Genomic DNA, 24,819 nt, shown 5'->3' on the forward strand with positions numbered 1-24,819 from the left:
AAGCCACTTTTAAGGGACGGGGGCCAAGTGCCCCCGCCGTCGTTGACGGCCCCGCCACCTCGAGGTGGTGGACTTTACAGAAGATTCCAAGATGACCGAAAGCTATTTTGTGTTTCCCCAGATTGACCCTGTGATCCTTGAGATCGGCCCCCTGGCCCTACGCTGGTATGGCCTGATGTATCTGGTGGGTTTTTTGGGCGCCATGTGGATGCTCAACCGCCATGCGGATAAGCCTGGCTCCACCTGGAGCCGAGATCAGGTCTCCGACCTGCTGTTTTACGCCTTCCTGGGGGTCGTATTGGGCGGGCGCCTGGGGTACGTGTTCTTCTACGGCTGGCAGTGGCTGCTGGAGGATCCCCTCTACCTGTTCAAGATCACCAACGGGGGGATGTCATTCCATGGTGGCCTCATCGGGGTGATCGTGGCGATGTTCTGGATCGCCCGCCGTCAGAAGCGCACCTTCTGGCAGGTGGCGGACCTGGTGGCCCCAACCATTCCCATCGGCCTGGGCGCCGGCCGCATCGGTAACTTCATCAACGGCGAGCTTTGGGGCAGAGTCACCGACGTGCCCTGGGCGATGATCTTCCCAGGTGCCGGCCCCTTGCCCCGCCACCCCTCTCAGCTGTACGAGGCGGTGCTTGAGGGGTTGGTGCTGTTCCTGATTCTCCATTGGTATAAGAAGCGCACCGACAAGCCTGGCGCGGTGGCCGGCCTGTTCCTGGTGGGATACGGCTGTGCCCGTTTCCTCATCGAGTTTGTTCGTCAGCCTGATGCCCACATGAGCCTCTACATGGGCTTCTCCATGGGGCAGTTGCTGACCATCCCCATGCTGGCCTATGGCGGCTATCTGATGATGCGCCCGGCCAAATGACACTGTCCTGTAAAAGGATGGACATATAACAATATTTGAAGGTTTGTAGACCCATGAAACAGTATCTGGACCTGTGCCAACGCATCGTCGATGAGGGTGCCTGGGTAGAGAACAAGCGAACAGGCAAGCGTTGTCTGACGGTGATCAATGCCGACCTGGAGTATGATGTCGGCGGCAACCGCTTTCCCCTGATCACCACCCGCAGGAGCTACTGGAAGGCGGCCATCGCCGAGCTGTTGGGTTACCTGAGAGGCTATGACAGTGCCGAGCAGTTTCGGGCCATCGGCTGTAACACCTGGAATGCCAACGCCAACGACAATGCCGCCTGGCTGGCCAACCCCCATCGCAAAGGGGAGGATGACATGGGCCGGGTCTATGGTGTTCAGGGCCGCGCCTGGCGTAAGCATGACGGGACCCCCCTGGATCAATTGGGCAAGATTGTCGCCGACCTGAGCCGCGGCGTGGATGACCGGGGTGAGATCCTCACCTTCTACAACCCGGGGGAGTTTGACCTGGGCTGCCTGCGCCCCTGTATGCACACCCACACCTTCTCCCTGCTGGGGGACACCCTGCACCTGACCTCCTATCAGCGCTCCTGTGACGTGCCTCTGGGTCTGAACTTCAACCAGGTTCAGGTGTTTGCCCTTCTGGCGCTGATGGCGCAGATCACCGGTCACAAGCCGGGCAAGGCCTACCACAAAATAGTCAATGCCCATATCTACGAGGATCAGCTGGAACTGATGCGGGATGTGCAGCTCAAGAGGGAGCCGTTTGAGTCTCCGCGGCTGCTGATCAACCCGGATATTAAGAGCCTTGAGGATCTGGAGACCTGGGTGACCCTGGACGATTTTCAGGTGGAGGGTTATCAGCACCACGACCCCATCGCCTACCCCTTCTCCGTCTGATTGTTCGCCGCCCCATCGGGGCGGCGTCGTTTCGGCCATATCGAGTCGCCCTGGGGGCTGTCCAGCTCCGTGGCTGGGCAGCTTGTCAGTCAGTGCCTCTTTCTGAGGGCTTCTGAGGCCCTGCCCCTGTGCGGTTCTTTCATCGACTCAATCGCAATTTTAAGTGGTGGTTGATGGTGCGCTTTGTGGTAGTCTCATCTGCTTATGGTTGGGCTTTGGTTCAGCTTTCCCGAACTATAATAGGTCGGTCTGCACTCCGCAGTCCCCACGCCGCAGCTCTGCGGCACGGTTTCCGGTTTCCGGCCGAGGTATCGGCCGGCTCGTCGATTTAAGGAGAAGCCCTCCCCTAAGGGAGGTCCAGGTTATGGCGCATCTAAATTACAATCACCTCTACTATTTCTGGATGGTTCGCAAGAAGGGTTCGGTCACCAAGGCGGCGGAAGCTCTGTTCCTGACGCCGCAGACGGTCACCGGCCAGATTCGTCATCTGGAACACCGCCTCGGGGGTAAGCTGTTTCGCCGTCAGGGGCGTCAGCTGGTGGCTTCCGACCTGGGGGAGCTGGTGTTCCGCTATGCAGACAAGATGTTCAGCCTGAGCTACGAGATGTTGGATCTGCTCAACTACACCCAGGACAAGTCGATCCTTTTTGAGGTGGGCTCTTCCGATGCCCTGTCCAAGAGCCTGGCCAGTCGACTGCTGTTGTCGGTGATGCCGGATGATGGCTCCATTCACCTCTGCTGCTATGAGTCCGGCGAAGAGAACCTGATGGAGCGCCTCTCCCAACACAAGTTGGATATGGTGCTTTCCGGCAGTGATGCCGAGTCCCTGAAGTATCCGGAAATTCTCAGCAAGAAACTGGGGGAGACCGGCATCAGCTTCTTCTCCCAGGAGAAGGTGGAGGGACGCTTTCCCGCCAACCTGGATGGGGCGCGTATCCTGATGCCGCACCGTAAGACCGCCCTGGGCCAGCAACTGCTGCGCTGGTTCGACGAAGTGGGGGTCTCCCCGGTGATCGTGGGCGAGTTCGATGATGCGGCGATGATGAAAGCTTTCGGCTTGTATCGACAGGGGATCTTCATCGCCCCCACACTGTACCGGGAGGAGCTGTTGTCCCAAGGGGTACAGCTGGTGGGAGAAACCGTCGACATTACTGAGCAGTACCATGTGATGTTCGCCGAGCGAATGATTCAGCATCCGGCGGTGAAACGGATCCTCGAGACCGACTTTACCGACCTCTTCAGTGGCAAGGAGCCGGCCTTTAAACGGTTCAAGTAGTCAATATCGGGGGCGCTGAGGGCGCCCCTTTTATCAGGAGCAGTATGACCGACCAAACCAAAGCCTCAGGTCTGGGGCTTATTGTGCTGTTGGGGGCCCTGGCGGGGCTGACCCCGCTGGCCATCGACATGTACCTGCCCGCTATCCCAACCATCGCCGATGAGATGCATGCCACCGTGGCCACGACCCAGCTGACGGTGAGCTTCTTCCTGGTGGGCTTTGCCGTGGGCCAGTTGCTGTACGGGCCGCTGACCGACGCCTATGGCCGGATGCCGGTGCTGGGGGGAAGCCTGGGGGTGTTTGTGCTGGCCAGCCTGGTCGCGACCTGGAGCGGTTCGGTGGAGATGCTGATTGCCGCCCGCTCCCTCCAGGCCCTGGGCGGGGCGGGGGCCTCTGTGGTGGTGATGGCGGTATTGCGGGATCTGTTTCAGAGGGAGAAGTTTGCCCGGGCCATGTCCTTTGTGATGCTGGTGATGAACCTGGCCCCCCTGGCGGCGCCGATCCTGGGGGGCTATCTGCTGCTTCATGGTGGCTGGAGGGCGATCTTCTATCTGCTGGGCGGCTTTGCCCTGGCCCTGATTGTGCTGATGCGGTTGTGGGTCGGGGAGACCCTGCCGCCCCAAGATCGCCGGCCTGCCGGGTTTCGGGCGGCGCTCTCCCTGTACCGGGCCATTCTGGTTCACGATACGGTACGGGTTTATCTGATTGTGGGAACCCTGTTCTCCGCCTCGTTGTTCCTCTTTGTCACCGGCTCCTCCTACGTCTATATCCGCTACTTTGAGGTGGCGGCGGAGCACTTCGGTTACCTGTTTGGCCTGAACATCATCACCATGATGACCCTGACCACGGTCAACGCCCGCTATGTGGCCAGGGTAGGGACCGCCCGGATGATGGTGAGAGGCCTGTTGATCACTGCCCTGGGTGCGGCCCTGTCCTTGGTCACCTCCCTGCTGAGTGAGCCGCCTCTGTGGGCGGTGGTGATCCCCATCATGCTGATGATGGGCCCACTGGGGATGGTCAGCGCCAATGCCACCACCCTGGCCCTGGATGCGTTCGAGGGGGCGGCAGGCTCGGTGTCTGCCCTGGGGGGCGCCATGCGCTTCCTGGCGGGAGCCCTGGCCGGAGCCCTGTTGTCACTGGTGCACCCTGAATCTGCTGCGCCGATGCTGGTGGGGATGGCGGTATGCTCGCTGGCGTCATTGGGGTATTATCTCTGGCACGAGAAACACCTGAGCGTTAAGGAATAACAATGAACCAAGAGAGGGAAAGCCTGGCCCGGCTGAAGTGGGCGTGCCGTCGGGGCATGTTGGAGCTGGATGTGTTGCTGGAACCCTTTGTGGAAAAGCACTACCTCTCCCTGAACCCGCAGCAGAAGGCACAGTTTGAGCGGCTGTTGACCTGCGACGACCCGGACATGTTTGCCTGGTTTATGGGCCATGAGGCCTGTCCGGATCCGCAACTGGCGGCCATGGTGGCCCTGATCCTGGAGCGCAACCGGGAACAGCTGCGCTGACCTGAAACCACAGCCTCACCCTATCGGGGTCAACTATACTGTCTAGGGCCTGTTGACCTTTGCTGAATATTTTTGCATCAGCCCCCAGCCACTAAGGCTTTGATGTGTAGACATTAGTGCCCAAAATGATTGGGTGCCTAGACTGAGCAAAGTGCCCTTCGGGGCCGGACTGACGACAACTACTCTTCGTCGTTCGATTTTGACGTAGAGCAACTATGCCTACAATCGAACTTCTTGATTAGTTGTCGTCATCCTCGGCCAAATTCTAAACACCAAAGATAAACACGCCCTAGATGGTTGATCCCGTTCGTTATCCTTTTCCTGCTCCCAAGACCTACCCCAACTGGCTCAGGCTGGCGCTGAGTCTTGCCCTGTTGCTCAGCCTGTGGTGGTGGCCCGAAGGCAAGTTGCCCCTGCAGGGCGTCTGGCAACTGATGCTGGCGCCTCTGGCATTGCTGCCCTGGCTGGCCAGGGCACCGGAGACACTGCCCTTCCTGCTGGCAGACAATGGTGAGGGGGTGGAGCTGGGCAGCGGCGAACCTTTTCAGCTGGACAGGCGCAGCTGGGTGCTGGGCTCAGTGGCCCTGTTGTGGGTGCAACCGGGAGGACGCAGGTGGTGGCTCAGTCGCAGTCAGATGGACAGAGCCGGCTGGCACCGGCTCTGTCGTACTCTGGTCAGGCTCAGGTCGAAGGCGCCAGAACCGTAGGGGTGGGGTTGTCCTGCTGCTGGGGGTAGTCCAGGGTGTAGTGCAGGCCGCGGCTCTCTTTCCGGGCCATGGCACTGCGAATGATCAACTCGGCGATCTGCACCAGGTTCCTCAGCTCCAGCAGGTCATTGCTGATCTTGAAGTCCGAGTAGTAGTCGTGGATCTCCCCCTTGAGCATCTCTACCCGTCGCAGGGCTCGCTGCAAACGCTTGTCGGTGCGCACAATCCCCACGTAGTCCCACATGAACAACCTGAGCTCGTGCCAGTTGTGGGAGATCACCACGTTTTCGTCGGAGTCGGTAACCTGGCTTTCATCCCACTGGGGCAGCCCGGAGATGTTCTCTTTCTGGTCCAGTCTCTGGAAGATATCCCGGGCGGCGGCCCGGGCAAACACCAGGCACTCCAGCAGGGAGTTGCTGGCCATACGGTTGGCGCCGTGCAGGCCGGTGTAGGCTACTTCGCCCACGGCATAGAGGCCGGTGATGTCGGTCTTGCCGTCCAGGTCGGTCATCACGCCACCACAGGTGTAGTGAGCCGCAGGTACCACAGGGATCGGCTGCGTGGTGATGTCGATCCCCAGCCCCAGGCAACGCTTGTAGATGGTGGGGAAGTGTCGGGTGACGAATTCGGGATCCTTATGGCTGATGTCCAGGTACATGCAGTCGGCACCCAGGCGTTTCATCTCGAAGTCGATGGCCCGGGCCACCACATCCCGGGGTGCCAGCTCCTCACGGGGGTCAAAGTCCGGCATGAAGCGGCTGCCATCGGGGCGCTTCAGCAGGGCGCCTTCGCCACGCAGGGCCTCGGTCAGCAGGAAGTTGCGTGCTTCGGTGTGATAGAGGCAGGTGGGGTGAAACTGGTTGAACTCCATGTTGGCCACCCGGCAACCGGCGCGCCAGGCCATGGCGATGCCGTCTCCCGAGGAGACGTCCGGGTTGGAGGTGTACTGGTATACCTTGGAGGCACCACCTGTGGCCAGCACCACGAAAGGAGCACTGACGGTTTCCACATGCTCAGCGGTGCGGTTCCACACGTAGGCTCCCACCACTCTGGCATCACCGGACAGCCCCAGCTTGGCACTGGTGATCAGGTCCACCGCATTGTAGCGCTCCAGCAGGGTGATGTTGGGGTGACGTCGGGCCTGCTCCTCCAGGGTAAGCTGGACCTCCTTGCCCGTGGCATCGGCGGCATGGAGGATGCGACGGTGACTGTGGCCCCCTTCTCGGGTCAGGTGATAGCGGGGCTCGGTGCCGGAGGGGGTGTCCTGAGGCTCCTCCTCATCGAAATCCACCCCTTTGCGGATCAGCCACTCCAGCGCGGCCCGGGCTTCCCTGGCGGTGAACTCCACCGCTTCCCGTTCGCAGAGGCCGGCACCGGCGATCAGGGTATCCTCCACGTGGGACTCCACGGTATCCTCTTCGTCGAAGACCGCGGCGATGCCGCCCTGAGCGTAATAGGTGGAGCCCTCGGTCAGGGGGCCTTTGGCAACGACGGTGACCTGGCAGCGATTGGCCAATTTCAGGGCCAAGGTCAGGCCAGCGGCACCGCTACCGATGACTAAGACATCAGTACTGTGTTCAATCCCGGCTTTCATTAGGTATCATGGGGTTTTGGAAATGTGACCCTATGTTACCCGCTTCCCGTTCCAGCACCAAAATTTCGCGGACAGTGCAGATTTTTCGATCGGATCACAATTTTTTACGAACTTTTACCAGTAGGCGCAGTCTACCTAAGTGCGCGGAGACGAGTAAAAGCAAAATCAGCAGTTTAGTTTATGGGAGAGTGCTCTCAAGTGAGTGAGCCAAACAGCGATCAGCAGCTGGTCGAACGCGTTCAACAAGGTGATAAACAAGCTTTTAATTTGCTGGTCATGAAGTACCAGCACAAGGTAGCCAACCTGATAAGCCGCTATGTGAAGAATCAGGGCGATGTCGCCGATGTGGCACAGGAAGCGTTTATCAAGGCCTACCGGGCTCTGCCTAACTTTCGTGGGGAGAGCGCGTTTTACACCTGGCTATACCGGATTGCGGTCAACACCGCCAAAAACTATCTGGTGTCACAGGGACGGCGGCCACCTGCAACGGATGTGGACGCGGAAGAAGCTGAATTTTATGACGGTGCCGATGCACTGAGGGAGCACGCCTCCCCGGAGCGCCAGCTGCTGTCAGACGAGATTAAGAGGGCAGTGTTCAGCACCATCGAAACATTGCCGGAAGAGCTGAGGGTAGCCATCACACTCCGGGAGTTGGAGGGGATGAGCTACGAGGAGATCGCGACTGTAATGGAGTGTCCGGTAGGCACGGTACGAAGCCGTATCTTCAGGGCGCGGGAAGCGATCGACAAGAGGATTCAACCGCTGTTAGAGCGGTAGTATCAATCAGGGTGAACCATGACAGAACGTAAAGAAGCAGTATCGGCTTGGGTTGACGGAGAAGGAACCGATCTGGACCTCAAGCAGTGGCTTAAGGATGAAGAGATGCAGTCCTCCTGGGGTCGCTATCACCTGATTGGTGATGCGATGCGCAACGAGTTGCCCGAGGAACTGAATCTGGACATCGCCTCCAGTGTGGCTGCCGCCCTGGAGCAGGAGCCCACGGTGCTGGCCCCCAAGGAGGACACCAAGTCTCCTGAGCCAAGCCGACGCTCCATGGTCTCTGGCAAGGTGGTGGAGTTCTCCCGCCGCTTCGGTCAGTACGCCATCGCCGCCACCGTTGCCGCCATCGCCGTGGTGGGTGTGCAGCAATACGGTGTCGAGCAGCAGAACAGCCCTGTGCCTGTACTCAATACCCTGCCGGTTGTGGGCGCTCCCACCCCTGCCAGCTATCAGGCCAATACTCCTGCCGCTCGTCAGGCCCAGGCTCAGAGTGCCGAGGCCCAGGCCATGGAGCAGCGCCGCCGGGTGAACGCTTATCTGCGTGACCACCTGTTGCAGCAGCGTCTTAAGGGGCATAATGTGTCCAACGACGATCAAGAGCAAAACTAAGAGGCACGCTTGCGTAGATTCTTGTTTGTAGTGGCATGGTTGCTGGCGTTGCCGGCCCATGCCACTGGCGATGACCCCGCCATCAACTGGCTGCAGAAGATGCAGCACGCCCTCTCCGATACCCAATTCCGTTACTCCCTGATACACCTGCAGTCGGATCACATCCGTCCCCTTCGCTATCTTCACGGCACCGTGGATGGCAAGGAGGTGGCCTACCTGGAGCACTTGAACGGCCCACAGAAGAACGTGGTCCGAATCGGTGACCAGGTCACCTATCTGGAGCACGACGTCAAACCCTACTCGGTTCGCAGTGCCCGCATCAGCGGATTCATTCCGCCCGCCTTCGGCACCGGCGTTGAAGCCTTCACCCCCTACTACCAGTTGGCTCTGGGGGGACGGGACCGGGTTGCGGGTCGCACCTCCCAGGTGGTGCGCATCGTCTCCACCGACAAGTTCCGCTACAGCTACAGCCTGTGGCTGGACATGGAAACGGCGCTGCCCCTGCGCATCGATACCCTCAATGCCGATGGTCAGCTGCTGGAGCAGTATCTGGTGATCGAGATGGCCGCCTTCGATGTTGCCCCCCCGGTGCTGGGCAAGCTGACCGAGGAGAACTGGCCGCCGGTGATGGTGCGAGCCAACAGCGATCAGCAATCTCCCTGGCGCTTCGGTTGGTTGCCCCAGGGCTTCAAGCTGACCCATGTGGATCAGCACCGTCTGTTCGGCGTCAATGACCCGGTTCAGTATCTGGCCCTGAGCGACGGCCTGACCGAAATGTCGGTCTACATCGGCCTGGCCGGTCAGGTGGTGATGCCCGAGAGCCTCTCCACCGGCAGCGGTCTCTCCCTGGCGTCCGCCCGCCATGGCGATGTCGAGGTGGTGGTGGTGGGACGCCTGCCCCTGGAGAGCCTCACCAATGTGGCCAACTCCATCTATCCGGCGGAGTCCGGCCAATGATGGAGGCCCTGGCCCGGGTGGAATCCTGGGAGAAAGGCCAGGTCACCCTGAGCTGGCAGGTGCAGAGCGCTTGCGGCCACTGTCATGAGTCCGATAACTGCGGTACTGGGGTGGTGGCCAAGGGGCTCAGTCCCAAGTCCCAGCGCCTGACCCTCCCCTGGAAACAACGGCTGAATCCGGGTACTCAGGTGACCCTGGGGATCCCCGAGCAGCAACTGCTCAGTGCCGCCGCCCTGGTTTATCTGCTGCCCCTGCTAGGCTTACTGGTGGGGGTGGGAGCCACTGCCCTGATGGGTGGCGCCGAACTGTTGGCCCTGGGCCTGGGGTTGGCCCTTGGCGGGGCAGGCTTTGTGACAGCCCGACGACTGGCAGATTCACTGACACCCACACCGAGAATCATCAAGGTGTTGGGCGCGCCTGCCAAGGAGTAGGCGGCTCTTCTTTGTTGCTGAAGAGGGCGCCAATTCCCGGCGGTTACCTATTCCATAGCCGCCGGGGATAAAATCCGTTAAAATCCCCCCCCTGTATCTATCCCTGATAGTTTTGTTCCTGTTGTTTTTGCAAGAAGCGGCCTAGATGAAGCATATTCGTAATTTCAGTATCATTGCCCATATCGACCACGGTAAGTCGACCCTGTCCGATCGCCTGATCCAGGAATGCGGTGGTTTGAGCGATCGTGAAATGGCGGAGCAGGTCCTCGACTCCATGGATCTGGAGCGTGAGCGCGGCATCACCATTAAAGCGCAGAGTGTGACGCTGGACTACACCGCCCAAGATGGCGAAACCTACCAACTGAACTTCATCGATACCCCAGGACACGTGGATTTCAGCTACGAGGTGTCCCGCTCTCTGGCGGCCTGTGAAGGTGCCCTGCTGGTGGTGGACGCCGGTCAGGGGGTGGAAGCCCAGACCCTGGCAAACTGCTACACCGCCATCGAGATGGACCTGGAAGTGCAGCCGATCCTCAACAAGATCGACCTGCCCCAGGCAGACCCTGAGCGGGTGGCGGAAGAGATTGAAGACATTGTCGGCATCGACGCCATGGAAGCGGTGCGCTGCTCCGCCAAGACCGGCGTAGGTATTGAGGATGTGCTGGAGTGCATCGTCAAGACCATTCCTGCCCCCGAGGGGGATCCCGAGGCGCCGCTGCAGGCGCTGATCATCGACTCCTGGTTCGACAACTACCTGGGCGTGGTTTCTTTGGTGCGCATCAAGAACGGCAAGCTGAAGAAGAACGACAAGATCAAGGTGATGAGCACCGGTCAGGTGTGGGGTGTGGACCGTCTGGGTATCTTTACCCCCAAGCAGAAGGACACCACAGAGCTGCTCACCGGCGAGGTGGGCTGGGTAGTGTGTGGCATCAAGGAGATCCACGGTGCCCCCGTGGGCGATACCCTGACCCACGCTAAGCACGGCTCCGATCAGGCTCTGCCCGGCTTCCAGAAGGTGAAGCCCCAGGTGTACGCCGGCATGTTCCCCATCTCCAGTGAAGACTATGAGTCCTTCCGCGATGCCCTGAACAAGCTCTCCCTGAACGATGCCTCCCTGTTCTTCGAACCTGAGACCTCCGCGGCCCTGGGCTTCGGCTTCCGCTGTGGCTTCCTGGGGATGCTGCATATGGAGATCATCCAGGAGCGCCTGGAGCGTGAGTACAACCTGGACCTGATCACCACCGCCCCCACCGTGGTCTACGAGGTTGAGACCACCAAGGGCGAGACCCTGATGGTGGACAACCCGTCGGAACTTCCTCCCCTGAACAACATCGAAACCATTGCGGAGCCGATTGTTGAGGCCAACATCCTGGTTCCACAGGAGTATCTGGGGAATGTGATCACCCTGTGTATCGAGAAGCGGGGTGTTCAGACTAAGATGGCCTATCACGGAAACCAGGTGGCGGTGACCTATGAACTGCCCATGGCGGAAGTGGTGCTGGACTTCTTCGACCGACTGAAGTCCACCAGCCGTGGTTTTGCCTCCCTGGACTACAACTTTGTCCGGTTCCAGCAGGAGGAGATGGTGCGTCTGGACGTGATGATCAACGGCGACCGGGTGGATGCCCTGGCGATGATCACTCACAAGGAGAATGCCCAGTTCCGTGGCCGCCAGTTGGTGGAGAAGATGCGTGAACTGATTCCCCGTCAGATGTTCGATATCGCCATCCAGGCTGCCATCGGCAACCAGATCGTGGCGCGCAGCACCGTCAAGGCCCTGCGTAAAGACGTGACCGCCAAGTGTTATGGCGGTGACGTCAGCCGTAAGAAGAAGCTGTTGCAGAAGCAGAAAGAGGGTAAGAAGCGGATGAAGCAGCTGGGTAATGTTGAGGTGCCTCAGGAGGCCTTCCTGGCGGTACTCAAGGTAGGAGATTAAACGCGAATGGCGGCACTGTTTTCCCTGATCCTGGTTCTGGTCACCCTGGGGACCGGCCTGGTCTGGCTACTGGATAAGTTTTACCTGGCGCCGCGGCGCCAGCAGAAGCTGGCGTTTGCCAGCGAGCAGACCACCGCCGAACTGCCTGAGGAGGCCAGAGACAAACTGGTTCAGGAGCCCTGGCTGGTGGAGACCTCCAAGTCCATCTTCCCGGTGATCGCCTTTGTGCTGGTGCTGCGCTCCTTCCTGTGGGAACCCTTCCAGATCCCGTCAGGCTCCATGATGCCCACCCTGCTGGTGGGCGACTTCATTCTGGTGAACAAGCATGAGTACGGCCTGCGGGATCCGGTGTTCCGCGCCAAGTTCTGGGAGAACAACGACCCCCAGCGCGGTGACATCATCGTCTTCAAGTACCCGAAGGATACCCGCGTCGACTACATCAAGCGGGTGATTGGCCTGCCTGGTGATCGAGTGGTGTATCGCAATAAGACCCTCTATCTTCAGCCCAAATGCGAGGCCGGAGTGGCCAAGTGCCCGGGTCTGGAGCAGGTGCAGTCCGTGGAGCTGAACCGGGATGAGTTCTTCCAGAACGGCACGCCCCTGATGCGCCTGGGTGAAGACCTGGCCGGGGTGGAGCACGACATTTTGATTAACCCGCGTCGCCCTGAGCCCCTGCGCTACTACTACAAGCAGCAGGGCCGTCAGACCGGCGACTGGGTGGTGCCCGAAGGCAGCTACTTTGTCATGGGTGACAACCGTGACAACAGCACCGACGGCCGCTTCTGGGGCTTTGTCCCCGAGGAGAACCTGGTGGGTAAGGCCACCGGCATCTGGATCTCCTTCGAGTTCGACCGTGAGCGCGACAGTGTGCTGCCCTCCTGGGTACCCACAGGCGTTCGCTTCAGCCGTATTGGCGGAATAGATTAAAGGTTAGCAGTGGCTGATTTACAACGATTGGTGAGGCTGCTGGGCTATGAGTTTCAGCAGCCTCAATTATTACAGCAGGCCCTGACCCACAGAAGTGCGGGCAGTCGCCATAATGAGCGTCTCGAATATCTGGGAGACGCGGTGCTTTCCATGGTGGTGGCCGAAGACCTGTACCACAGGTTTCCCAAGGCGCCCGAGGGAGAGATGACCCGGATGCGGGCGACCCTGGTCAAGGGCGCCACCCTGGCGGAGATCGCCCGGGAGCTGAATCTGGGTGAGTACATCAAGCTGGGGCCGGGTGAGATGAAATCCGGTGGCCATCGCCGCGAGTCGATTCTGGCCGATGCGGTGGAAGCCATTCTCGGGGCGATCTTCCTCGACGGCGGCATCGAGGCCTGCAAGCCGGTATTGCTGGCGTTGTGGAAGCCGAGGCTGGACGCCATCCAGCCCGGTGCTGGCCAGAAGGATCCCAAGACCCGCCTGCAGGAGCTGCTTCAGTCCCGTCGCAAGCCTCTGCCGGTCTATGAGGTGATCACCGTGGCCGGTGACGCTCACAATCAACAGTTTACTGTCCATTGCTCCGTGTGTGAGCTGGACGAGCCCGTGGTGGGCAAAGGCAGCTCCCGTCGTAAGGCGGAGCAGGATGCCGCCGCCCGGGTCCTGGAGGCACTGGAATCATGACAGACACCACCTATTGCGGCTTTGTCGCCATCGTCGGCCGCCCCAATGTGGGCAAATCCACCCTGCTGAATCGCCTGCTGGGGCAGAAGGTGAGCATCACCTCCCGTAAGCCCCAGACCACCCGTCACCGCATCATGGGCATTCATACCGAAGGTCCCCGCCAGGTGATCTTTGTGGACACTCCCGGATTGCATATCGAGGAGAAGCGGGCGATCAACCGCCTGATGAACCGTGCCGCCGCCAGCTCCCTGGCGGACGTGGAGCTGGTGCTGTTCGTGGTGGAGGGCACCAAGTGGACCCCAGATGACGAGATGGTGCTGAAGAAACTGCGCCGTGGCGGTGAGCATCGCAAGACCGCCCTGGTGGTCAATAAGATCGATCAGGTGAAGGACAAGGAGGAGCTGTTGCCCCACCTGCAGCAGTTGCAGGAGCGCTTCAATTTCGACGCGGTGTTCCCGGTTGCCGCTGGCAAGGGGGGCGACATCACTCCCATCATGGACCTCTCCCTGGCCAGCGTGTCCGAGTCCATTCACTACTTCCCGGAAGACTACGTCACCGACCGCAGTCAGCGCTTCATGGCGTCTGAGATCCTGCGTGAGAAGCTGATGCGCTTTATGGGGGATGAACTTCCCTATGCGGCCACCGTGGAGATCGAGCAGTTCAAGGTGGACGAGAAGGGCACCTACCACATCAATGCGCTGATCCTGGTGGAACGCACCGGCCAGAAGCGGATGGTGATCGGCAATAAGGGCGAGAAGATTCGCACCATCGGCCGTGAGGCGCGCATTGAGATGGAGAAGATGTTCGACACCAAGGTCTATCTAGAGACCTGGGTGAAGGTGAAATCCGGCTGGGCAGACGATGAGCGTGCGCTGCGCAGCCTGGGGTATGGAGACGACTAAGGTGGAGCCGGGTTGGCAGTCTGCCTATCTGCTGCACGCCCGACCCTATCGCGAGCGCAGCCAACTGATCACCCTGCTCACCGAGCAGGAGGGCAAGGTGGCCGCGGTGGCGCGAACCTCCGGCAAGCAGGGGGGCCTGATGAAGGCCGCCCTGCAGCCCTTCCAGCCCCTTAAGGTCTCCCTGGCCGGCCAGGGCACCCTCAAGACTCTCAAGGGGGCCGAAACCCTCTCTCTTCCCGTTCCCCTCTCCGGTGATAAGCTCTACTGTGGTTTGTACTTCAACGAATTGGCGGTACGATTGCTGTCTGAGCTGGCCCAGTGCACCGAACTGTTCCAGGCCTATCATCAGTGTCTGCTGACCCTGGCCGCCGAGGAGCAGCATGAGTCGGTGTTGCGCTACTTCGAGTGGGCACTGCTGACCCATCTTGGGGAGGCGCCAGCCCTGAGCCGGGATGTGACCGGCGAGCCGCTGGCGGCCGATTGCTGCTACGCCCTGGTGGCGGAGCAGGGGTTTGTCCCCGTCGGCCATGACCGGGGATACCTGGGGGCAATGCTGCTGGCCCTGGCTCAGCAGCAACTGGCGCCGGAACACCTGGCCCAGGCCAAGCATCTGGCCCGGACCCTGCTCAGGCCGCACCTGGGCAACAAGCCCCTGCGCAGCAGGGAGCTGTTTATGAAACGAATCAACAACAAGGACTAGGCATGAGTATTCTTCTAGGGGTCAACATCGACCACATCGCCACCCTGCGTCAGGCCAGGGGCACCAGCTACCCGGATCCGGTGCATGCGGCGGCGGTGGCGGAGCACGCCGGTGCCGATGGCATCACCATTCACCTGCGTGAAGACCGTCGTCACATCATCGACCGGGATGTTTACCTGCTGGCCCAGACCCTGAAGACCCGGATGAACCTGGAGATGGCGGTGACCGAGGAGATGCTGGCCATCGCCCTTGAGGTGAAGCCCACCTATGTCTGCCTGGTGCCTGAGAAGCGTGAAGAGCTGACCACCGAAGGGGGCCTGGACGTGGCCGGTCAGTTGGACAAGATGCTGGACGCGGTGTCTCGACTCAATGAAGCGGGGATCAAGGTGTCGCTGTTTATCGATGCGGACAAGACCCAGATCGACGCAGCGGTGAAGGTGGGTGCCCCCTACATCGAGATCCATACCGGCGCCTACGCCGATGCCGAGACCGAGGCACAAGCCGAGGCTGAGCTGGCCCGCATCCGTGAAGGGGCGGCCTACGCCGCTTCCCAGGGGCTGGTCGTCAACGCCGGCCATGGCCTCAACTACCACAACGTCAAGCCCATTGCCGCCATCCCGGAGTTCTATGAGCTCAACATCGGTCATGCCATCATCGCCCGCGCCGCCATCGACGGCCTGGACCTGGCGATTCGGGACATGAAGCGTCTGATGCTGGAAGGGCGTCAGGGGATCTGATGAGCATCAAGGGGCTGGGTACGGACATCGTTGAGATTGAGCGGGTAGAGGCCCAGTTTCAGCGGCTGGGAGAGAAGTTTGCCAAGCGCATTCTTACGCCCAATGAGCTGGAGGAGCTGGCCCGCTCCAAGGCGCCGGCGAGGCTGCTGGCCAAGCGCTTCGCGGTCAAGGAGGCGGCGGGTAAGGCGCTGGGTACCGGCATCGGCCGTGGGGTCTCCTTCCAGCACATCGAACTGGGTCACAACGCCGAGGGGGCGCCGCAGCTGATTCTGACAGAGGGGGCCCTGGCCCGGATGCAGGCCCTGGGGGCGAAGCAGGCCCACATCAGCCTGGCGGATGAGCGCCGCTACGCGGTGGCTACGGTGATTCTCAGCTGACGCCCTGTCTCAGAAACAAAAAAGGCCACCTCAGGGTGGCCTTTTTGATGCAGGGAGAATCAGAACTTCACTTCGGTATTGAATCCCAGCACCGTCAGGTTCTGTTGCTGTTGTTGCTGAAACTGCAGGTCGACAGAGAGGGTGAATCGCCCCATCTGGAAGCCGGTTCCCACCCGCGCGCCCAGGCCCTGGTCGATCTCCCGGGTCAGCCAGGGGGACTCCTGACGGGTGAGGCTGAGAGAGGTCTGGGTGTACCAGGGGCTGTCTCCCCACTGGGTCTGCAGGGTCAGGGGGATCTGGCTGAAGCTGGGGTCTTGGGTGACCAGGGTAGGCGCTTTAACCCAGTGCACATCGGCGTTGGCTGCGTGAGTCCATATGGTCAGCAGCAGGGTTGCTGCGGCCAAGATTCTTTGCATCACCTCTCCTCCCTGAAAAATGAAAGACCGGATTGGCGAGCCGATCCGGTCTTTCAGTATAGAAGAGATTTTGCCTTTGTCAGGCCTTGGCTTATTTGGCTTGTTCCACTTTTACCGTGGTGACCATGCTCTCATTGGCGTCCAGTACTTCGATCTGATAGTCGCCTATGGTCAGCCGGGTATGCACCTTGGGGATCTCCTCCAGGGTCTCCAGAACCAGGCCATTGAGGGTCTTGGGGCCATCGGTGGGGAACTTCCAGTTCATCTCACGGTTCATGTCGCGGATGTTGATGCTGGCATCCACCTCATAGCTGCCATCCTCATTGCGGTTGATCTCATCGCTGACCGCCGGCTGCAAGCCTGTGGTGAAGTCGCCGACAATCTCCTCGAGGATGTCCTCCAGGGAGACCAGTCCCTGGATATCGCCGTACTCGTCCACCACCAGCCCAAGGCGCTCCTTGGCACGTTGAAACTTCAGCAGTTGTACGTTCAGCGGGGTGCCTTCAGGCACATAATAGATCTCCCGTACCTCCCGCAGCAGGGTGGCCTTATCGCTCACCTCCTGGTCCCGGGTCATCAGCCTGAGCAGATCCGACAGGTGCAGGAAACCCACTACGTCATCGATGTTGTCCCGATAGAGCAGCACCTTGGAGTGGGGGCTGTGGGTCAACTGCTTCATCATTTTTTTGAAGTCGTCGTTGATGTCGATGGCATAGAGTTCGTTTCTGGGCACCATCACATCCTCTACCGTCACCTTCTCCAGATCGAGGATGGAGACCAGCATCTCCCGGTGGCGCCGGGGGATCATGGCACTGGCTTCGTTGAGTACGGAGCGAAGTTCGTCGGCGGAGAGATCGTCCCCATCCCCATGGAGGGGGCGCACGCCGACGATGGAGAGCAGGGCATTACTGATGCTGTTGACCAGCCACACCAGGGGGTAGAACAGGGTCATCAGCGGGCGCAGCACCACGCTGTTGGGGTAGGCCAGTTTCTCCGGATAGAGGGCGGCCAGGGTCTTAGGGGTGACCTCGGCAAAGATCAGCACGATAAAGGTGAGGGCCCCTGTGGCCACTGCCGGTCCCCAGGCACCAAACCAACGCTGACAGACTATGGTGGCCAGTGAGGCCGCCGCCAGGTTGACGATGTTGTTGCCGATAAGGATAAGGCCGATGAGTCGGTCGGGGCGCTCCAGCAAGCGCTCTGCACGGCTGGCACCCTTATGACCCTGCTGACTGAGGTGTCTGAGGCGGTAGCGGTTGAGCGACATCATCGCGGTTTCCGTACCGGAGAAGAAAGCGGAGAGGCAGATTAGGACAGCCAGGGCGATAAGCAGGCTGTCGGTGGATATCTCGTCCAAGTCAGGGCAATCCTATTAGGCGGCTGAAACTGTAGAGTCGGGAAATGGCTGCCTCCTGTCAAGAGGCAGCCTCGTGGCTCAGCCGATGAACAGTTCTCGCACCAGCCGGTTGCCGAAGTAGGCCAGGGTCAGCAGGGTGACACCGGACATGGAGTAGATGATGGCGCTGCGGATGCGGATCCCCTGGGTGCGGTGGCGCAGCAGCATGATGCCATACACCAGCCAGGCGGCAATGGCGAAGATCGCCTTATGGGCCTGACCGCTGCCGAAGAAGCCTTCCAAGAAGATAAAGCCGGTGAGCAGCGACAGGCTCAGCAGCACAAAGCCGATCATCACGAAGTGATACAGCTGCTTCTCTACGGTCATCAGAGGTGGCAGAGGCGACTCAAGCATCAGTTTACGATCCTTGAGGCGGCGATTGATGCTGGCCAGTTGGATGGCGTACAGGGCCGCAATCAGGAACACGGAGTAGGCCAGCAGTGACGTGCCTACATGGGTAAACAGGGCGGGGTCGTTAAACAGGTAGCCCTCGTTCTGGGGCAGCAGCACCATGCCGGCAGCACCGAAGATGCCGCAGATATAGACCGCTGGCACCACGACTATCACCTTGATGCGGGTCAGCATCAGGGTAATGGCGGTGGTGATCATCAGCATCACCATAGAGGCGGTGTTTACCAGGCTGTAGTGCTGGGCACCATTCTCCAGAATCTGCGGAATCAGGGCAGCCCCATGACAGAGCACCCCTACGGCACCGGCCATGGCGGCCAGTTTGCGGTTGGGGCCCTGCGGGTGCAGCAGTTTGCTGGCGACCAGGTAGAAGGCCAGGCCGTAGCCAATGATTGCGCTGATGGCAAAAAACTCCATAGTGCCTCTTTACCTCACAAAAATAGATATCGATCGGGGAATGCTCCCAATTTCCCAAGCTTATCATGCACTCCGGGCTTTGGGCAGCGGCTAGATTCCCAATTTGGTTGGTGAATTTTGTCTGTTTGTGACAGGTGATCCCCTGGGTTGGTTCCCCGCGGGGGTGGTGGCGGTTTGTGTTTGTCTCTGACGCACCGTTATAATGCCGAGCGATTGATCATTAACCGATGCTGCAGGCGATGTTCCAGAATTTATCCGAACGCTTGGGCCAGACGCTGAAGAACATCAGCGGCCGTGGCCGTCTTACTGAAGACAATATTAAAGAGACCCTGCGCGAAGTGCGCATGGCGCTGCTGGAAGCCGATGTGGCTCTGCCGGTGGTTCGCGACTTCGTATCCAAGGTGCGTGAGCGTGCCGTGGGCACCGAAGTTTCCAAGAGCCTGACCCCGGGCCAGGCCTTCATCAAGATCGTTCAGAGCGAACTTGAGGCGGCCATGGGCCAGTCCAACGAAGCTCTGAACCTGGCCAGCCAGCCACCGGCCATCGTGATGATGGCGGGTCTGCAGGGTGCCGGTAAGACCACCAGTGTGGGTAAGCTGGCCAAACAGCTGAAAGAGCGCGAGAAGAAATCTGTCCTGGTGGTCAGTGCCGACGTTTACCGTCCTGCGGCCATCAAGCAGCTGGAAACCCTGGCCGGTGACATCGGCGTGGAGTTCTTCCCCTCTGACATCAGCCAGAAGCCGGTGGACATCGCCAATGCGGCGGTGGACCATGCGCGCAAGAAGTTCATCGATGTGGTGATCGTCGATACCGCCGGTCGCCTCCACGTCGACTCGGACATGATGGACGAGATCAAGGCGCTGCACGCCGCCATTAACCCGGTGGAGACTCTGTTCACCGTGGATGCGATGACGGGTCAGGATGCCGCCAATACTGCCAAGGCCTTCAATGAGGCCCTGCCGCTGACCGGTGTGATCCTCACCAAGGTGGACGGTGACGCCCGTGGCGGTGCCGCCCTGTCCATCCGTCATATCACAGGTAAGCCGATCAAGTTCCTGGGTGTGGGTGAGAAGACCGACGCCCTGGAGCCTTTCCACCCGGACCGGGTGGCTTCCCGTATCCTCGGTATGGGCGACGTGCTCTCCCTCATCGAAGAGGTGGAGCGCAAGGTCGACCGGGGTCAGGCGGAGAAGCTGGCCAAGAAGCTGAAGAAGGGCGAGGGATTCGACCTGCTCGACTTCCGCGATCAGCTGCGTCAGATGCACAACATGGGTGGCATGATGGGGATGCTGGAGAAACTGCCCGGTGTCGGACAGTTGCCCCCCGAAGCTCTGGCTCAGGTGCAGGATGACAAGATGACCCGACAGATGGAGGCGATCATCAACTCCATGACCCCGGGTGAGCGTGCCCGTCCCGACATCATCAAGGGTTCCCGTAAGCGTCGCATCGCCGCCGGTTCCGGTACCCAGCTGCAGGATGTGAACCGTCTGCTCAAGCAGTTCACCCAGATGCAGAAGATGATGAAGAAGATGAAGGGCGGAGGCATGAAGAAGATGATGCGCGGTATGGGTGGCATGCTGCCCCCAGGCATGAAGATGCCCCGTCGCTGATTCCAGCGCCCAGACTTCCGGCTGCTACACTCGGTTGTGGTGGCCACAGAACCGCCGAAATGGTTGCAATGCGCTTGCATTCAGGTAAAATCGGCGGGCTTTCTACCTTGGGGCCCCTACGGGCCCCAATTCTATTGCTGTAAAACCATTAGAGGAATTACCTTATGGTAACCATTCGTTTAGCCCGTGGTGGCGCTAAAAAGCGTCCCTTTTATCAAGTGGTTGTAGCTGATTCTCGCTGCAAGCGCGATGGCCGCTTCATCGAGAAGATCGGCTTCTTCAACCCTATCGCTGCCGGTAAGGAAGAGCGTGTACGCCTGGACCTGGATCGTATCGAGCACTGGGTATCCCAGGGCGCTTCCCTGTCCGATCGCGTAGCCACTCTGGTGAAGGACGCCCGTAAAGCTGCGGCTTAATGGGTGTTAGGTTAGGGGTAAGTTGATGAAACAGCAGGAACTGATGATGGTGGGCCGCCTAGGTGCGCCACATGGGATTCGGGGCTGGATGAAGGTCAACCCCTTTACCGAAGATCGAGAGGGAATCTTCGAGTACCGTCCTTGGTTAGTCACCCGGGGTGGGGTGCAGCAGGAGATGAAGGTGCTGGATTGGCGTCGTCAAAACAACGGCCTGATTGTGCGCCTGGATGGGGTTGAGGACCGTGATGCGGCCGCAGCCTACACCAACTGCGACATCTCTATCTCTGCCGACCAGCTGGCTGAGCTGCCGGAAGACGAGTTCTACTGGCGTGATCTCATCGGCTGTAAGGTGGTTAACACCCAGGGGTACGACATGGGCACCGTTTCCGGAGTTCTGGAAACCGGCGCCAATGACGTACTGGAGATCAAGGCGAACCCGAAAGACGCCTTTGGCAAAAGAGAACGTATGGTTCCTTTTGTCCCGGAGCAGTTCATCCTCGAGGTGAACAAATCCGACAAACTAATTACCGTTGACTGGGACCCAAGTTTTTAATGACACAAGCGAACGCAATGTGGTTGGGGGTCGTTACCCTGTTTCCCGAGATGTTTCGTGCTGTGACTGAGTTTGGGGTAACCGGTCGCGCCGTGAAAAACGGCTTGATTGGATTGCAGACGTGGAATCCCCGAGATTTCACCCATGATCGACATCGCACCGTGGATGACCGTCCTTATGGTGGTGGTCCGGGAATGTTGATGATGGTGCAGCCCTTGCGCGATGCCATCCGTGCGGCCAAGGCCGAAGCGGGTGACGAGGCTAAGGTGATCTACCTGTCGCCTCAGGGCCGTCCACTGACCCAGCAGGGTGTGGAGGAGCTGGCTCAGAACAAGCGCATGGTGCTGGTGTGTGGTCGTTACGAAGGTATCGACGAGCGCATCATCCAGTCGGAAGTTGATGAGGAGTGGTCCGTTGGTGACTATGTTCTCAGTGGCGGTGAGCTGCCGGCCATGAACTTGATCGACGCCGTATCCAGGCTGGTGCCTGGGGTGTTGGGAAAGCAGGCTTCGGCAGAGCAGGACTCCTTCTCGGATGGCCTGCTGGATTGTCCTCACTACACCCGTCCGGAGGTTCTGGATGGTCAACAGGTTCCGCAAGTCCTGTTAAGCGGCAATCATGAATCGATTCGGCGCTGGCGGTTGCAGCAGTCCCTTGGACGCACATGGCAACGACGGCCCGAGTTACTTGACAACCTAGCTCTGACTGACGAGCAAGCCAAGTTGCTTGCCGAGTTCGTCGCCCAGCAGGGTCAGGATGAACGTTAGAGTTTTCAGTTTAATCTAGGAAGAGAGACATTATGAGCAACATCATTAAGCAGCTTGAACAAGAGCAAATGAAGCAGGACGTACCCGCGTTCGGCCCTGGTGACACCGTTACTGTACAGGTTCGTGTAACCGAAGGTAACAAGACCCGTCTTCAGGCGTTCCAAGGTGTGGTTATCGCTAAGCGTAACCGTGGCCTGCACTCTGCGTTCACTGTACGTAAAATCTCTAATGGTGAAGGCGTAGAGCGTGCGTTCCAGACTCACTCTCCGCTGGTAGAAAGCATCAAAGTAGAGCGTCGTGGTCGCGTTCGTCGTGCCAAACTGTACTACCTGCGTAGTCGTACTGGTAAGGCTGCCCGTATCCGCGAGCGCCTCAACTAAGAATTTCTTAGTTGAAACTGGTAAAAGCCCGCCCTTTCGGCGGGCTTTTATCGTTTTATAAGGCTTTGCCTGCGAATCCGCATCCAGTTCAGCATTTACTTGCATCTCCTATCCATAAAAGGCATGGTGAACTCAGGCCGGAAGCACCGGTTGGGTTAACTTACCCATCGAATCGCTTTACCGATGGGTCATACTTGGAGACGCAGAAATGCAAAAGGACAGTATTAACAACATCCACATTCAATCTGAACAGGTCCTGATTACCCCGGAGCAGCTGAAAAACCAGTTGCCCCTCTCCGAGCATGCCTATCGATATATCAACGGCGCCCGTGCCCAGGTCGCCGACATCGTCCACAAACGTGATAACCGACTGCTGGTGGTGACCGGCCCCTGCTCCATCCATGATGTGGAGGCGGCCAAAGAGTACGCCCTGAAGCTGAAGAAGCTGCAGGAGGAGTTGGGCGATCAGATGTTTATCCTGATGCGGGTCTACTTCGAGAAGCCCAGAACCACAGTGGGGTGGAAGGGACTGATCAACGATCCGGACATGGACAACTCCTTCGACGTGGCCAAGGGGCTGCGCGCCGCCCGCGAGCTGCTGATCTGGCTGGCGGAGCTGGAGATGCCGGTGGCCACCGAGGCCCTGGACCCCATCAGCCCCCAGTACCTGGCGGAGCTGTTCTCCTGGTCCGCCATCGGCGCCCGGACTACCGAATCCCAGACCCACAGGGAGATGGCCTCCGGCCTGTCCATGCCTGTGGGCTTTAAGAACGGCACCGACGGCAAGCTGGATGTGGCGATGAACGCCCTGAAGTCCGCCGCCAGCGGTCACCGCTTCATGGGGATCAACCAGGCGGGGCAGGTGGCCCTGCTGCAGACCCAGGGGAATCCGGACGGCCATGTGATCCTCCGGGGCGGCAAGCAGCCCAACTACGATTCGGTCAACGTGGAGATGTGTACCCGTCAGCTGCACAATGCGGGACTGAACTCCCGCCTGATCGTCGATTGCAGCCACGGTAACTCCTCCAAAGATCACCGCCGTCAGCCCCTGGTGGCTCAGAACGTGTTTAATCAGATCATCGAGGGCAATACCTCCATCATCGGCATCATGCTGGAGAGCCACCTGAACGAGGGCAACCAGTCCTCGGATCTGGCCCGGGAGGAGATGACCTATGGCGTCTCCATTACCGATGCCTGTATCGACTGGGACACCACTGCCGATCTGCTGCGCAAGGGCGCGGAGGATCTGGCCCCTGTGCTGCCAACCCGATTCGGAGGTGCCTGATGGCTGAACGAAGCAGTATCGAACTGGAGCGTCTGCGCGACCGCATCGATGAGGTGGACAAGGATCTGCTGACCCTGCTGCGCCGCCGCCTGGACCTGGTGTCCGAGGTAGGGGTGATCAAGCATGAGCAGGGGGTACCCATCTACGCCCCCAAGCGGGAGGCGGCGATGCTGATGAAGCGTCGTGATGAGGCCAGCCTGATGGGGGTGCCACCTCAGCTGATTGAGGACCTTCTGCGCCGCATCATGCGTGAGTCCTACGCCAGTGAAAACGACGTCGGCTTCAAGTGCATCAATCCGGATGTGGGGCCTGTGGTGATCGTCGGTGGAGCCGGTAAGCTGGGTACCCTGTTCAGCCAGCTGTTCCGCCTCTCCGGCTATGAGGTACGCATCCTCGACAAGGAGGACTGGCCCAAGGCCGACACCATCCTGGCGGGCGCCGGCGTGGTGGTGGTGTCTGTGCCCATCCACAACACCACCCAGGTGATCGAGCAGTTGCCCAGCCTACCCAAGGAGTGTGTGCTGCTGGATCTCACCAGTATCAAACAGGCGCCTCTGGCGGCGATGCTGGCCAGCCATAAGGGGCCGGTCGTGGGGCTGCACCCCATGTTTGGCCCGGATCTCGCCAGCCTGGCCAAGCAGGTGGTGGTGGTGTGTCACGGTCGGGAGGAGGCCAAGTATGCCTGGCTGCTGGAGCAGATCCGTATCTGGGGAGCCCGTCTTCATGAGGCGTCTGCGGCCGAGCACGATCAGGCGATGCAGCTGGTGCAGGCGATGCGCCACTTTACCGCCTTTGTTTATGGCGCTCACCTGCGCCGTGAGCGGGCGGACCTGGATCAGCTGCTGCAGTTCAGCTCCCCCATCTACCGTCTGGAGCTGGCGATGGTGGGCCGGCTGTTTGCCCAGGATGCCAAACTCTATGGCGACATCATCTTCTCCCAGCCCGACACCCTGGCCAGGGCCCGTCACTACCTGGAGCGCTATCAGGAGGCCCTGACCTTCCTCGAACAGGGGGACAAGGAGGCATTTGAGGCCCAGTTCGACGATATCGCCCAGTGGTTCGGTGACTTCGCCCAGCAGTTCCAGAGTGAGAGCGGCAACATGCTGCTCAGTGCCAACGACAATCGCAGCGAAGGCTGAGACTCAGCTGAGGAAAAAGAGGTGCCATAGGGCACCTCTTTTTTTGGGGGGGGTGTCCCGTCCTGAAATAGGTTTACACATTGGAGACCTATTATGGGCAAACCAACAATAGCAAGGCGTAAGCGCACT

The 24,819-nt window shown here is 59.8% G+C and carries 28 protein-coding genes; 24 read left to right on the forward strand and 4 right to left on the reverse strand.

The window, feature by feature from the left end; genetic code table 11:
- Positions 1-91 precede the first annotated feature (91 nt).
- From lgt to ACN0RV_RS09675, 6 genes are all read left to right on the forward strand, one after another.
- Complete coding sequence (lgt, locus tag ACN0RV_RS09650; protein ID WP_417347407.1) at positions 92-871, forward strand: prolipoprotein diacylglyceryl transferase; 780 nt, start codon at positions 92-94, stop codon at positions 869-871.
- 53 nt (positions 872-924) lie between these two features.
- Entirely contained in the window at positions 925-1,776 is an 852-nt protein-coding gene (locus ACN0RV_RS09655) for a thymidylate synthase (protein WP_417347408.1), read from the forward strand.
- A 364-nt stretch (positions 1,777-2,140) separates the two neighbouring features.
- Positions 2,141-3,052, forward strand: a complete 912-nt coding sequence (nhaR, locus tag ACN0RV_RS09660; protein WP_028108688.1) for a transcriptional activator NhaR — start codon at positions 2,141-2,143, stop codon at positions 3,050-3,052.
- A 44-nt stretch (positions 3,053-3,096) separates the two neighbouring features.
- Positions 3,097-4,299 carry a Bcr/CflA family multidrug efflux MFS transporter gene (locus ACN0RV_RS09665; protein ID WP_417347409.1) on the forward strand — a complete coding sequence of 401 codons (1,203 nt, stop codon included), beginning with the start codon at positions 3,097-3,099 and terminating at the stop codon, positions 4,297-4,299.
- A 2-nt stretch (positions 4,300-4,301) separates the two neighbouring features.
- Entirely contained in the window at positions 4,302-4,565 is a 264-nt protein-coding gene (locus tag ACN0RV_RS09670; protein ID WP_417347410.1) for a succinate dehydrogenase assembly factor 2, read from the forward strand.
- A gap of 293 nt (positions 4,566-4,858) precedes the next feature.
- Positions 4,859-5,272, forward strand: a complete 414-nt coding sequence (locus ACN0RV_RS09675; RefSeq protein WP_417347411.1) for a hypothetical protein — start codon at positions 4,859-4,861, stop codon at positions 5,270-5,272.
- Here the strand turns inward: ACN0RV_RS09675 and nadB are convergent.
- The gene (gene nadB, locus ACN0RV_RS09680; RefSeq protein WP_417347412.1) at positions 5,247-6,866 is read right to left on the reverse strand and encodes an L-aspartate oxidase; all 1,620 of its coding nucleotides are present in this window, start codon (positions 6,864-6,866) and stop codon (positions 5,247-5,249) included. The two genes, ACN0RV_RS09675 and nadB, sit on opposite strands and share 26 nt — an antisense overlap.
- Before the next feature lie 198 nt (positions 6,867-7,064).
- On the opposite strand from nadB, the gene rpoE reads away from it, so the two are divergent.
- From rpoE to acpS, 11 genes are all read left to right on the forward strand, one after another.
- Positions 7,065-7,643 carry an RNA polymerase sigma factor RpoE gene (gene rpoE / locus ACN0RV_RS09685; protein ID WP_286341672.1) on the forward strand — a complete coding sequence of 193 codons (579 nt, stop codon included), beginning with the start codon at positions 7,065-7,067 and terminating at the stop codon, positions 7,641-7,643.
- Between the two features lie 18 nt (positions 7,644-7,661).
- Positions 7,662-8,255 carry a sigma-E factor negative regulatory protein gene (locus ACN0RV_RS09690; RefSeq protein ID WP_417347413.1) on the forward strand — a complete coding sequence of 198 codons (594 nt, stop codon included), beginning with the start codon at positions 7,662-7,664 and terminating at the stop codon, positions 8,253-8,255.
- A 9-nt stretch (positions 8,256-8,264) separates the two neighbouring features.
- Positions 8,265-9,212: a MucB/RseB C-terminal domain-containing protein gene (locus tag ACN0RV_RS09695; RefSeq protein WP_417347414.1), complete on the forward strand. Its 948-nt coding sequence runs from the start codon at positions 8,265-8,267 to the stop codon at positions 9,210-9,212.
- Positions 9,209-9,643 (forward strand): SoxR reducing system RseC family protein, encoded by a 435-nt coding sequence (locus ACN0RV_RS09700; protein ID WP_417347415.1) that lies wholly within the window; start codon positions 9,209-9,211, stop codon positions 9,641-9,643. Before ACN0RV_RS09695 ends, ACN0RV_RS09700 begins: the two co-directional genes overlap by 4 nt.
- A 145-nt stretch (positions 9,644-9,788) precedes the next feature.
- Positions 9,789-11,579 carry a translation elongation factor 4 gene (gene lepA, locus ACN0RV_RS09705; RefSeq protein WP_417347416.1) on the forward strand — a complete coding sequence of 597 codons (1,791 nt, stop codon included), beginning with the start codon at positions 9,789-9,791 and terminating at the stop codon, positions 11,577-11,579.
- A gap of 6 nt (positions 11,580-11,585) precedes the next feature.
- Positions 11,586-12,506: a signal peptidase I gene (gene lepB / locus ACN0RV_RS09710; protein WP_417347417.1), complete on the forward strand. Its 921-nt coding sequence runs from the start codon at positions 11,586-11,588 to the stop codon at positions 12,504-12,506.
- Between the two features lie 9 nt (positions 12,507-12,515).
- The gene (rnc, locus tag ACN0RV_RS09715; RefSeq protein WP_417347418.1) at positions 12,516-13,187 is read left to right on the forward strand and encodes a ribonuclease III; all 672 of its coding nucleotides are present in this window, start codon (positions 12,516-12,518) and stop codon (positions 13,185-13,187) included.
- The gene (gene era, locus ACN0RV_RS09720) at positions 13,184-14,089 is read left to right on the forward strand and encodes a GTPase Era (RefSeq protein WP_417347419.1); all 906 of its coding nucleotides are present in this window, start codon (positions 13,184-13,186) and stop codon (positions 14,087-14,089) included. The genes rnc and era overlap by 4 nt, the downstream gene beginning before the upstream one ends.
- Entirely contained in the window at positions 14,049-14,789 is a 741-nt protein-coding gene (recO, locus tag ACN0RV_RS09725) for a DNA repair protein RecO (RefSeq protein WP_417347420.1), read from the forward strand. Before era ends, recO begins: the two co-directional genes overlap by 41 nt.
- Positions 14,790-14,791: 2 nt before the next feature.
- Positions 14,792-15,526 carry a pyridoxine 5'-phosphate synthase gene (gene pdxJ, locus ACN0RV_RS09730; protein WP_417347421.1) on the forward strand — a complete coding sequence of 245 codons (735 nt, stop codon included), beginning with the start codon at positions 14,792-14,794 and terminating at the stop codon, positions 15,524-15,526.
- Positions 15,526-15,903: a holo-ACP synthase gene (gene acpS, locus ACN0RV_RS09735; RefSeq protein ID WP_417347422.1), complete on the forward strand. Its 378-nt coding sequence runs from the start codon at positions 15,526-15,528 to the stop codon at positions 15,901-15,903. Before pdxJ ends, acpS begins: the two co-directional genes overlap by 1 nt.
- A 59-nt stretch (positions 15,904-15,962) precedes the next feature.
- Here the strand turns inward: acpS and ACN0RV_RS09740 are convergent, their stop codons facing one another.
- The 3 genes from ACN0RV_RS09740 to ACN0RV_RS09750 form a co-directional block, all read right to left on the reverse strand.
- Positions 15,963-16,319, reverse strand: a complete 357-nt coding sequence (locus ACN0RV_RS09740; protein WP_417347423.1) for a hypothetical protein — start codon at positions 16,317-16,319, stop codon at positions 15,963-15,965.
- A gap of 91 nt (positions 16,320-16,410) precedes the next feature.
- A complete protein-coding gene (locus tag ACN0RV_RS09745; RefSeq protein WP_286341684.1) occupies positions 16,411-17,676 on the reverse strand; it encodes an HlyC/CorC family transporter in 1,266 nt (421 codons plus the stop codon).
- 78 nt (positions 17,677-17,754) lie between these two features.
- Positions 17,755-18,540 carry a cytochrome C assembly family protein gene (locus tag ACN0RV_RS09750; RefSeq protein ID WP_417347424.1) on the reverse strand — a complete coding sequence of 262 codons (786 nt, stop codon included), beginning with the start codon at positions 18,538-18,540 and terminating at the stop codon, positions 17,755-17,757.
- A 239-nt stretch (positions 18,541-18,779) separates the two neighbouring features.
- Between ACN0RV_RS09750 and ffh the strand changes: the two genes are divergently transcribed.
- The 7 genes from ffh to tyrA all read left to right on the forward strand — a co-directional run bounded on the left by ffh (position 18,780) and on the right by tyrA (position 24,690).
- On the forward strand, positions 18,780-20,150 hold the full coding sequence (ffh, locus tag ACN0RV_RS09755) for a signal recognition particle protein (protein WP_417347425.1): 1,371 nt from the start codon (positions 18,780-18,782) through the stop codon (positions 20,148-20,150).
- Between the two features lie 164 nt (positions 20,151-20,314).
- Positions 20,315-20,566, forward strand: a complete 252-nt coding sequence (gene rpsP / locus ACN0RV_RS09760) for a 30S ribosomal protein S16 (protein WP_417347426.1) — start codon at positions 20,315-20,317, stop codon at positions 20,564-20,566.
- A gap of 22 nt (positions 20,567-20,588) precedes the next feature.
- Positions 20,589-21,119 carry a ribosome maturation factor RimM gene (rimM, locus tag ACN0RV_RS09765; protein ID WP_286341687.1) on the forward strand — a complete coding sequence of 177 codons (531 nt, stop codon included), beginning with the start codon at positions 20,589-20,591 and terminating at the stop codon, positions 21,117-21,119.
- A 17-nt stretch (positions 21,120-21,136) separates the two neighbouring features.
- A complete protein-coding gene (trmD, locus tag ACN0RV_RS09770; protein WP_286342906.1) occupies positions 21,137-21,886 on the forward strand; it encodes a tRNA (guanosine(37)-N1)-methyltransferase TrmD in 750 nt (249 codons plus the stop codon).
- A gap of 32 nt (positions 21,887-21,918) precedes the next feature.
- Entirely contained in the window at positions 21,919-22,266 is a 348-nt protein-coding gene (gene rplS / locus ACN0RV_RS09775) for a 50S ribosomal protein L19 (protein ID WP_084643864.1), read from the forward strand.
- Positions 22,267-22,474: 208 nt separating this feature from the next.
- Positions 22,475-23,551, forward strand: a complete 1,077-nt coding sequence (locus ACN0RV_RS09780) for a 3-deoxy-7-phosphoheptulonate synthase (RefSeq protein WP_417347427.1) — start codon at positions 22,475-22,477, stop codon at positions 23,549-23,551.
- The gene (gene tyrA / locus ACN0RV_RS09785) at positions 23,551-24,690 is read left to right on the forward strand and encodes a bifunctional chorismate mutase/prephenate dehydrogenase (RefSeq protein ID WP_417347428.1); all 1,140 of its coding nucleotides are present in this window, start codon (positions 23,551-23,553) and stop codon (positions 24,688-24,690) included. The genes ACN0RV_RS09780 and tyrA overlap by 1 nt, the downstream gene beginning before the upstream one ends.
- Positions 24,691-24,819: the final 129 nt, after the last annotated feature.

The sequence above is a fragment of the Ferrimonas sp. genome, from assembly GCF_048263965.1.
Lineage (GTDB): Bacteria > Pseudomonadota > Gammaproteobacteria > Enterobacterales > Shewanellaceae > Ferrimonas.

Excerpts from the sequence above, each read along its gene's own strand:
- lgt (WP_417347407.1), top strand. The coding sequence starts at position 92 with ATGACCGAAAGCTATTTTGTGTTTCCCCAGATTGACCCTGTGATCCTT.
- ACN0RV_RS09655 (WP_417347408.1), top strand. The coding sequence starts at position 925 with ATGAAACAGTATCTGGACCTGTGCCAACGCATCGTCGATGAGGGTGCC.
- nhaR (WP_028108688.1), top strand. The coding sequence starts at position 2,141 with ATGGCGCATCTAAATTACAATCACCTCTACTATTTCTGGATGGTTCGC.
- ACN0RV_RS09665 (WP_417347409.1), top strand. The coding sequence starts at position 3,097 with ATGACCGACCAAACCAAAGCCTCAGGTCTGGGGCTTATTGTGCTGTTG.
- ACN0RV_RS09670 (WP_417347410.1), top strand. The coding sequence starts at position 4,302 with ATGAACCAAGAGAGGGAAAGCCTGGCCCGGCTGAAGTGGGCGTGCCGT.
- ACN0RV_RS09675 (WP_417347411.1), top strand. The coding sequence starts at position 4,859 with ATGGTTGATCCCGTTCGTTATCCTTTTCCTGCTCCCAAGACCTACCCC.
- nadB (WP_417347412.1), bottom strand. The coding sequence starts at position 6,866 with ATGAAAGCCGGGATTGAACACAGTACTGATGTCTTAGTCATCGGTAGC.
- ACN0RV_RS09690 (WP_417347413.1), top strand. The coding sequence starts at position 7,662 with ATGACAGAACGTAAAGAAGCAGTATCGGCTTGGGTTGACGGAGAAGGA.
- ACN0RV_RS09700 (WP_417347415.1), top strand. The coding sequence starts at position 9,209 with ATGATGGAGGCCCTGGCCCGGGTGGAATCCTGGGAGAAAGGCCAGGTC.
- lepA (WP_417347416.1), top strand. The coding sequence starts at position 9,789 with ATGAAGCATATTCGTAATTTCAGTATCATTGCCCATATCGACCACGGT.
- lepB (WP_417347417.1), top strand. The coding sequence starts at position 11,586 with ATGGCGGCACTGTTTTCCCTGATCCTGGTTCTGGTCACCCTGGGGACC.
- era (WP_417347419.1), top strand. The coding sequence starts at position 13,184 with ATGACAGACACCACCTATTGCGGCTTTGTCGCCATCGTCGGCCGCCCC.
- recO (WP_417347420.1), top strand. The coding sequence starts at position 14,049 with ATGAGCGTGCGCTGCGCAGCCTGGGGTATGGAGACGACTAAGGTGGAG.
- pdxJ (WP_417347421.1), top strand. The coding sequence starts at position 14,792 with ATGAGTATTCTTCTAGGGGTCAACATCGACCACATCGCCACCCTGCGT.
- acpS (WP_417347422.1), top strand. The coding sequence starts at position 15,526 with ATGAGCATCAAGGGGCTGGGTACGGACATCGTTGAGATTGAGCGGGTA.
- ACN0RV_RS09740 (WP_417347423.1), bottom strand. The coding sequence starts at position 16,319 with ATGCAAAGAATCTTGGCCGCAGCAACCCTGCTGCTGACCATATGGACT.
- ACN0RV_RS09750 (WP_417347424.1), bottom strand. The coding sequence starts at position 18,540 with ATGGAGTTTTTTGCCATCAGCGCAATCATTGGCTACGGCCTGGCCTTC.
- ffh (WP_417347425.1), top strand. The coding sequence starts at position 18,780 with ATGTTCCAGAATTTATCCGAACGCTTGGGCCAGACGCTGAAGAACATC.
- rpsP (WP_417347426.1), top strand. The coding sequence starts at position 20,315 with ATGGTAACCATTCGTTTAGCCCGTGGTGGCGCTAAAAAGCGTCCCTTT.
- trmD (WP_286342906.1), top strand. The coding sequence starts at position 21,137 with ATGTGGTTGGGGGTCGTTACCCTGTTTCCCGAGATGTTTCGTGCTGTG.
- rplS (WP_084643864.1), top strand. The coding sequence starts at position 21,919 with ATGAGCAACATCATTAAGCAGCTTGAACAAGAGCAAATGAAGCAGGAC.
- ACN0RV_RS09780 (WP_417347427.1), top strand. The coding sequence starts at position 22,475 with ATGCAAAAGGACAGTATTAACAACATCCACATTCAATCTGAACAGGTC.
- tyrA (WP_417347428.1), top strand. The coding sequence starts at position 23,551 with ATGGCTGAACGAAGCAGTATCGAACTGGAGCGTCTGCGCGACCGCATC.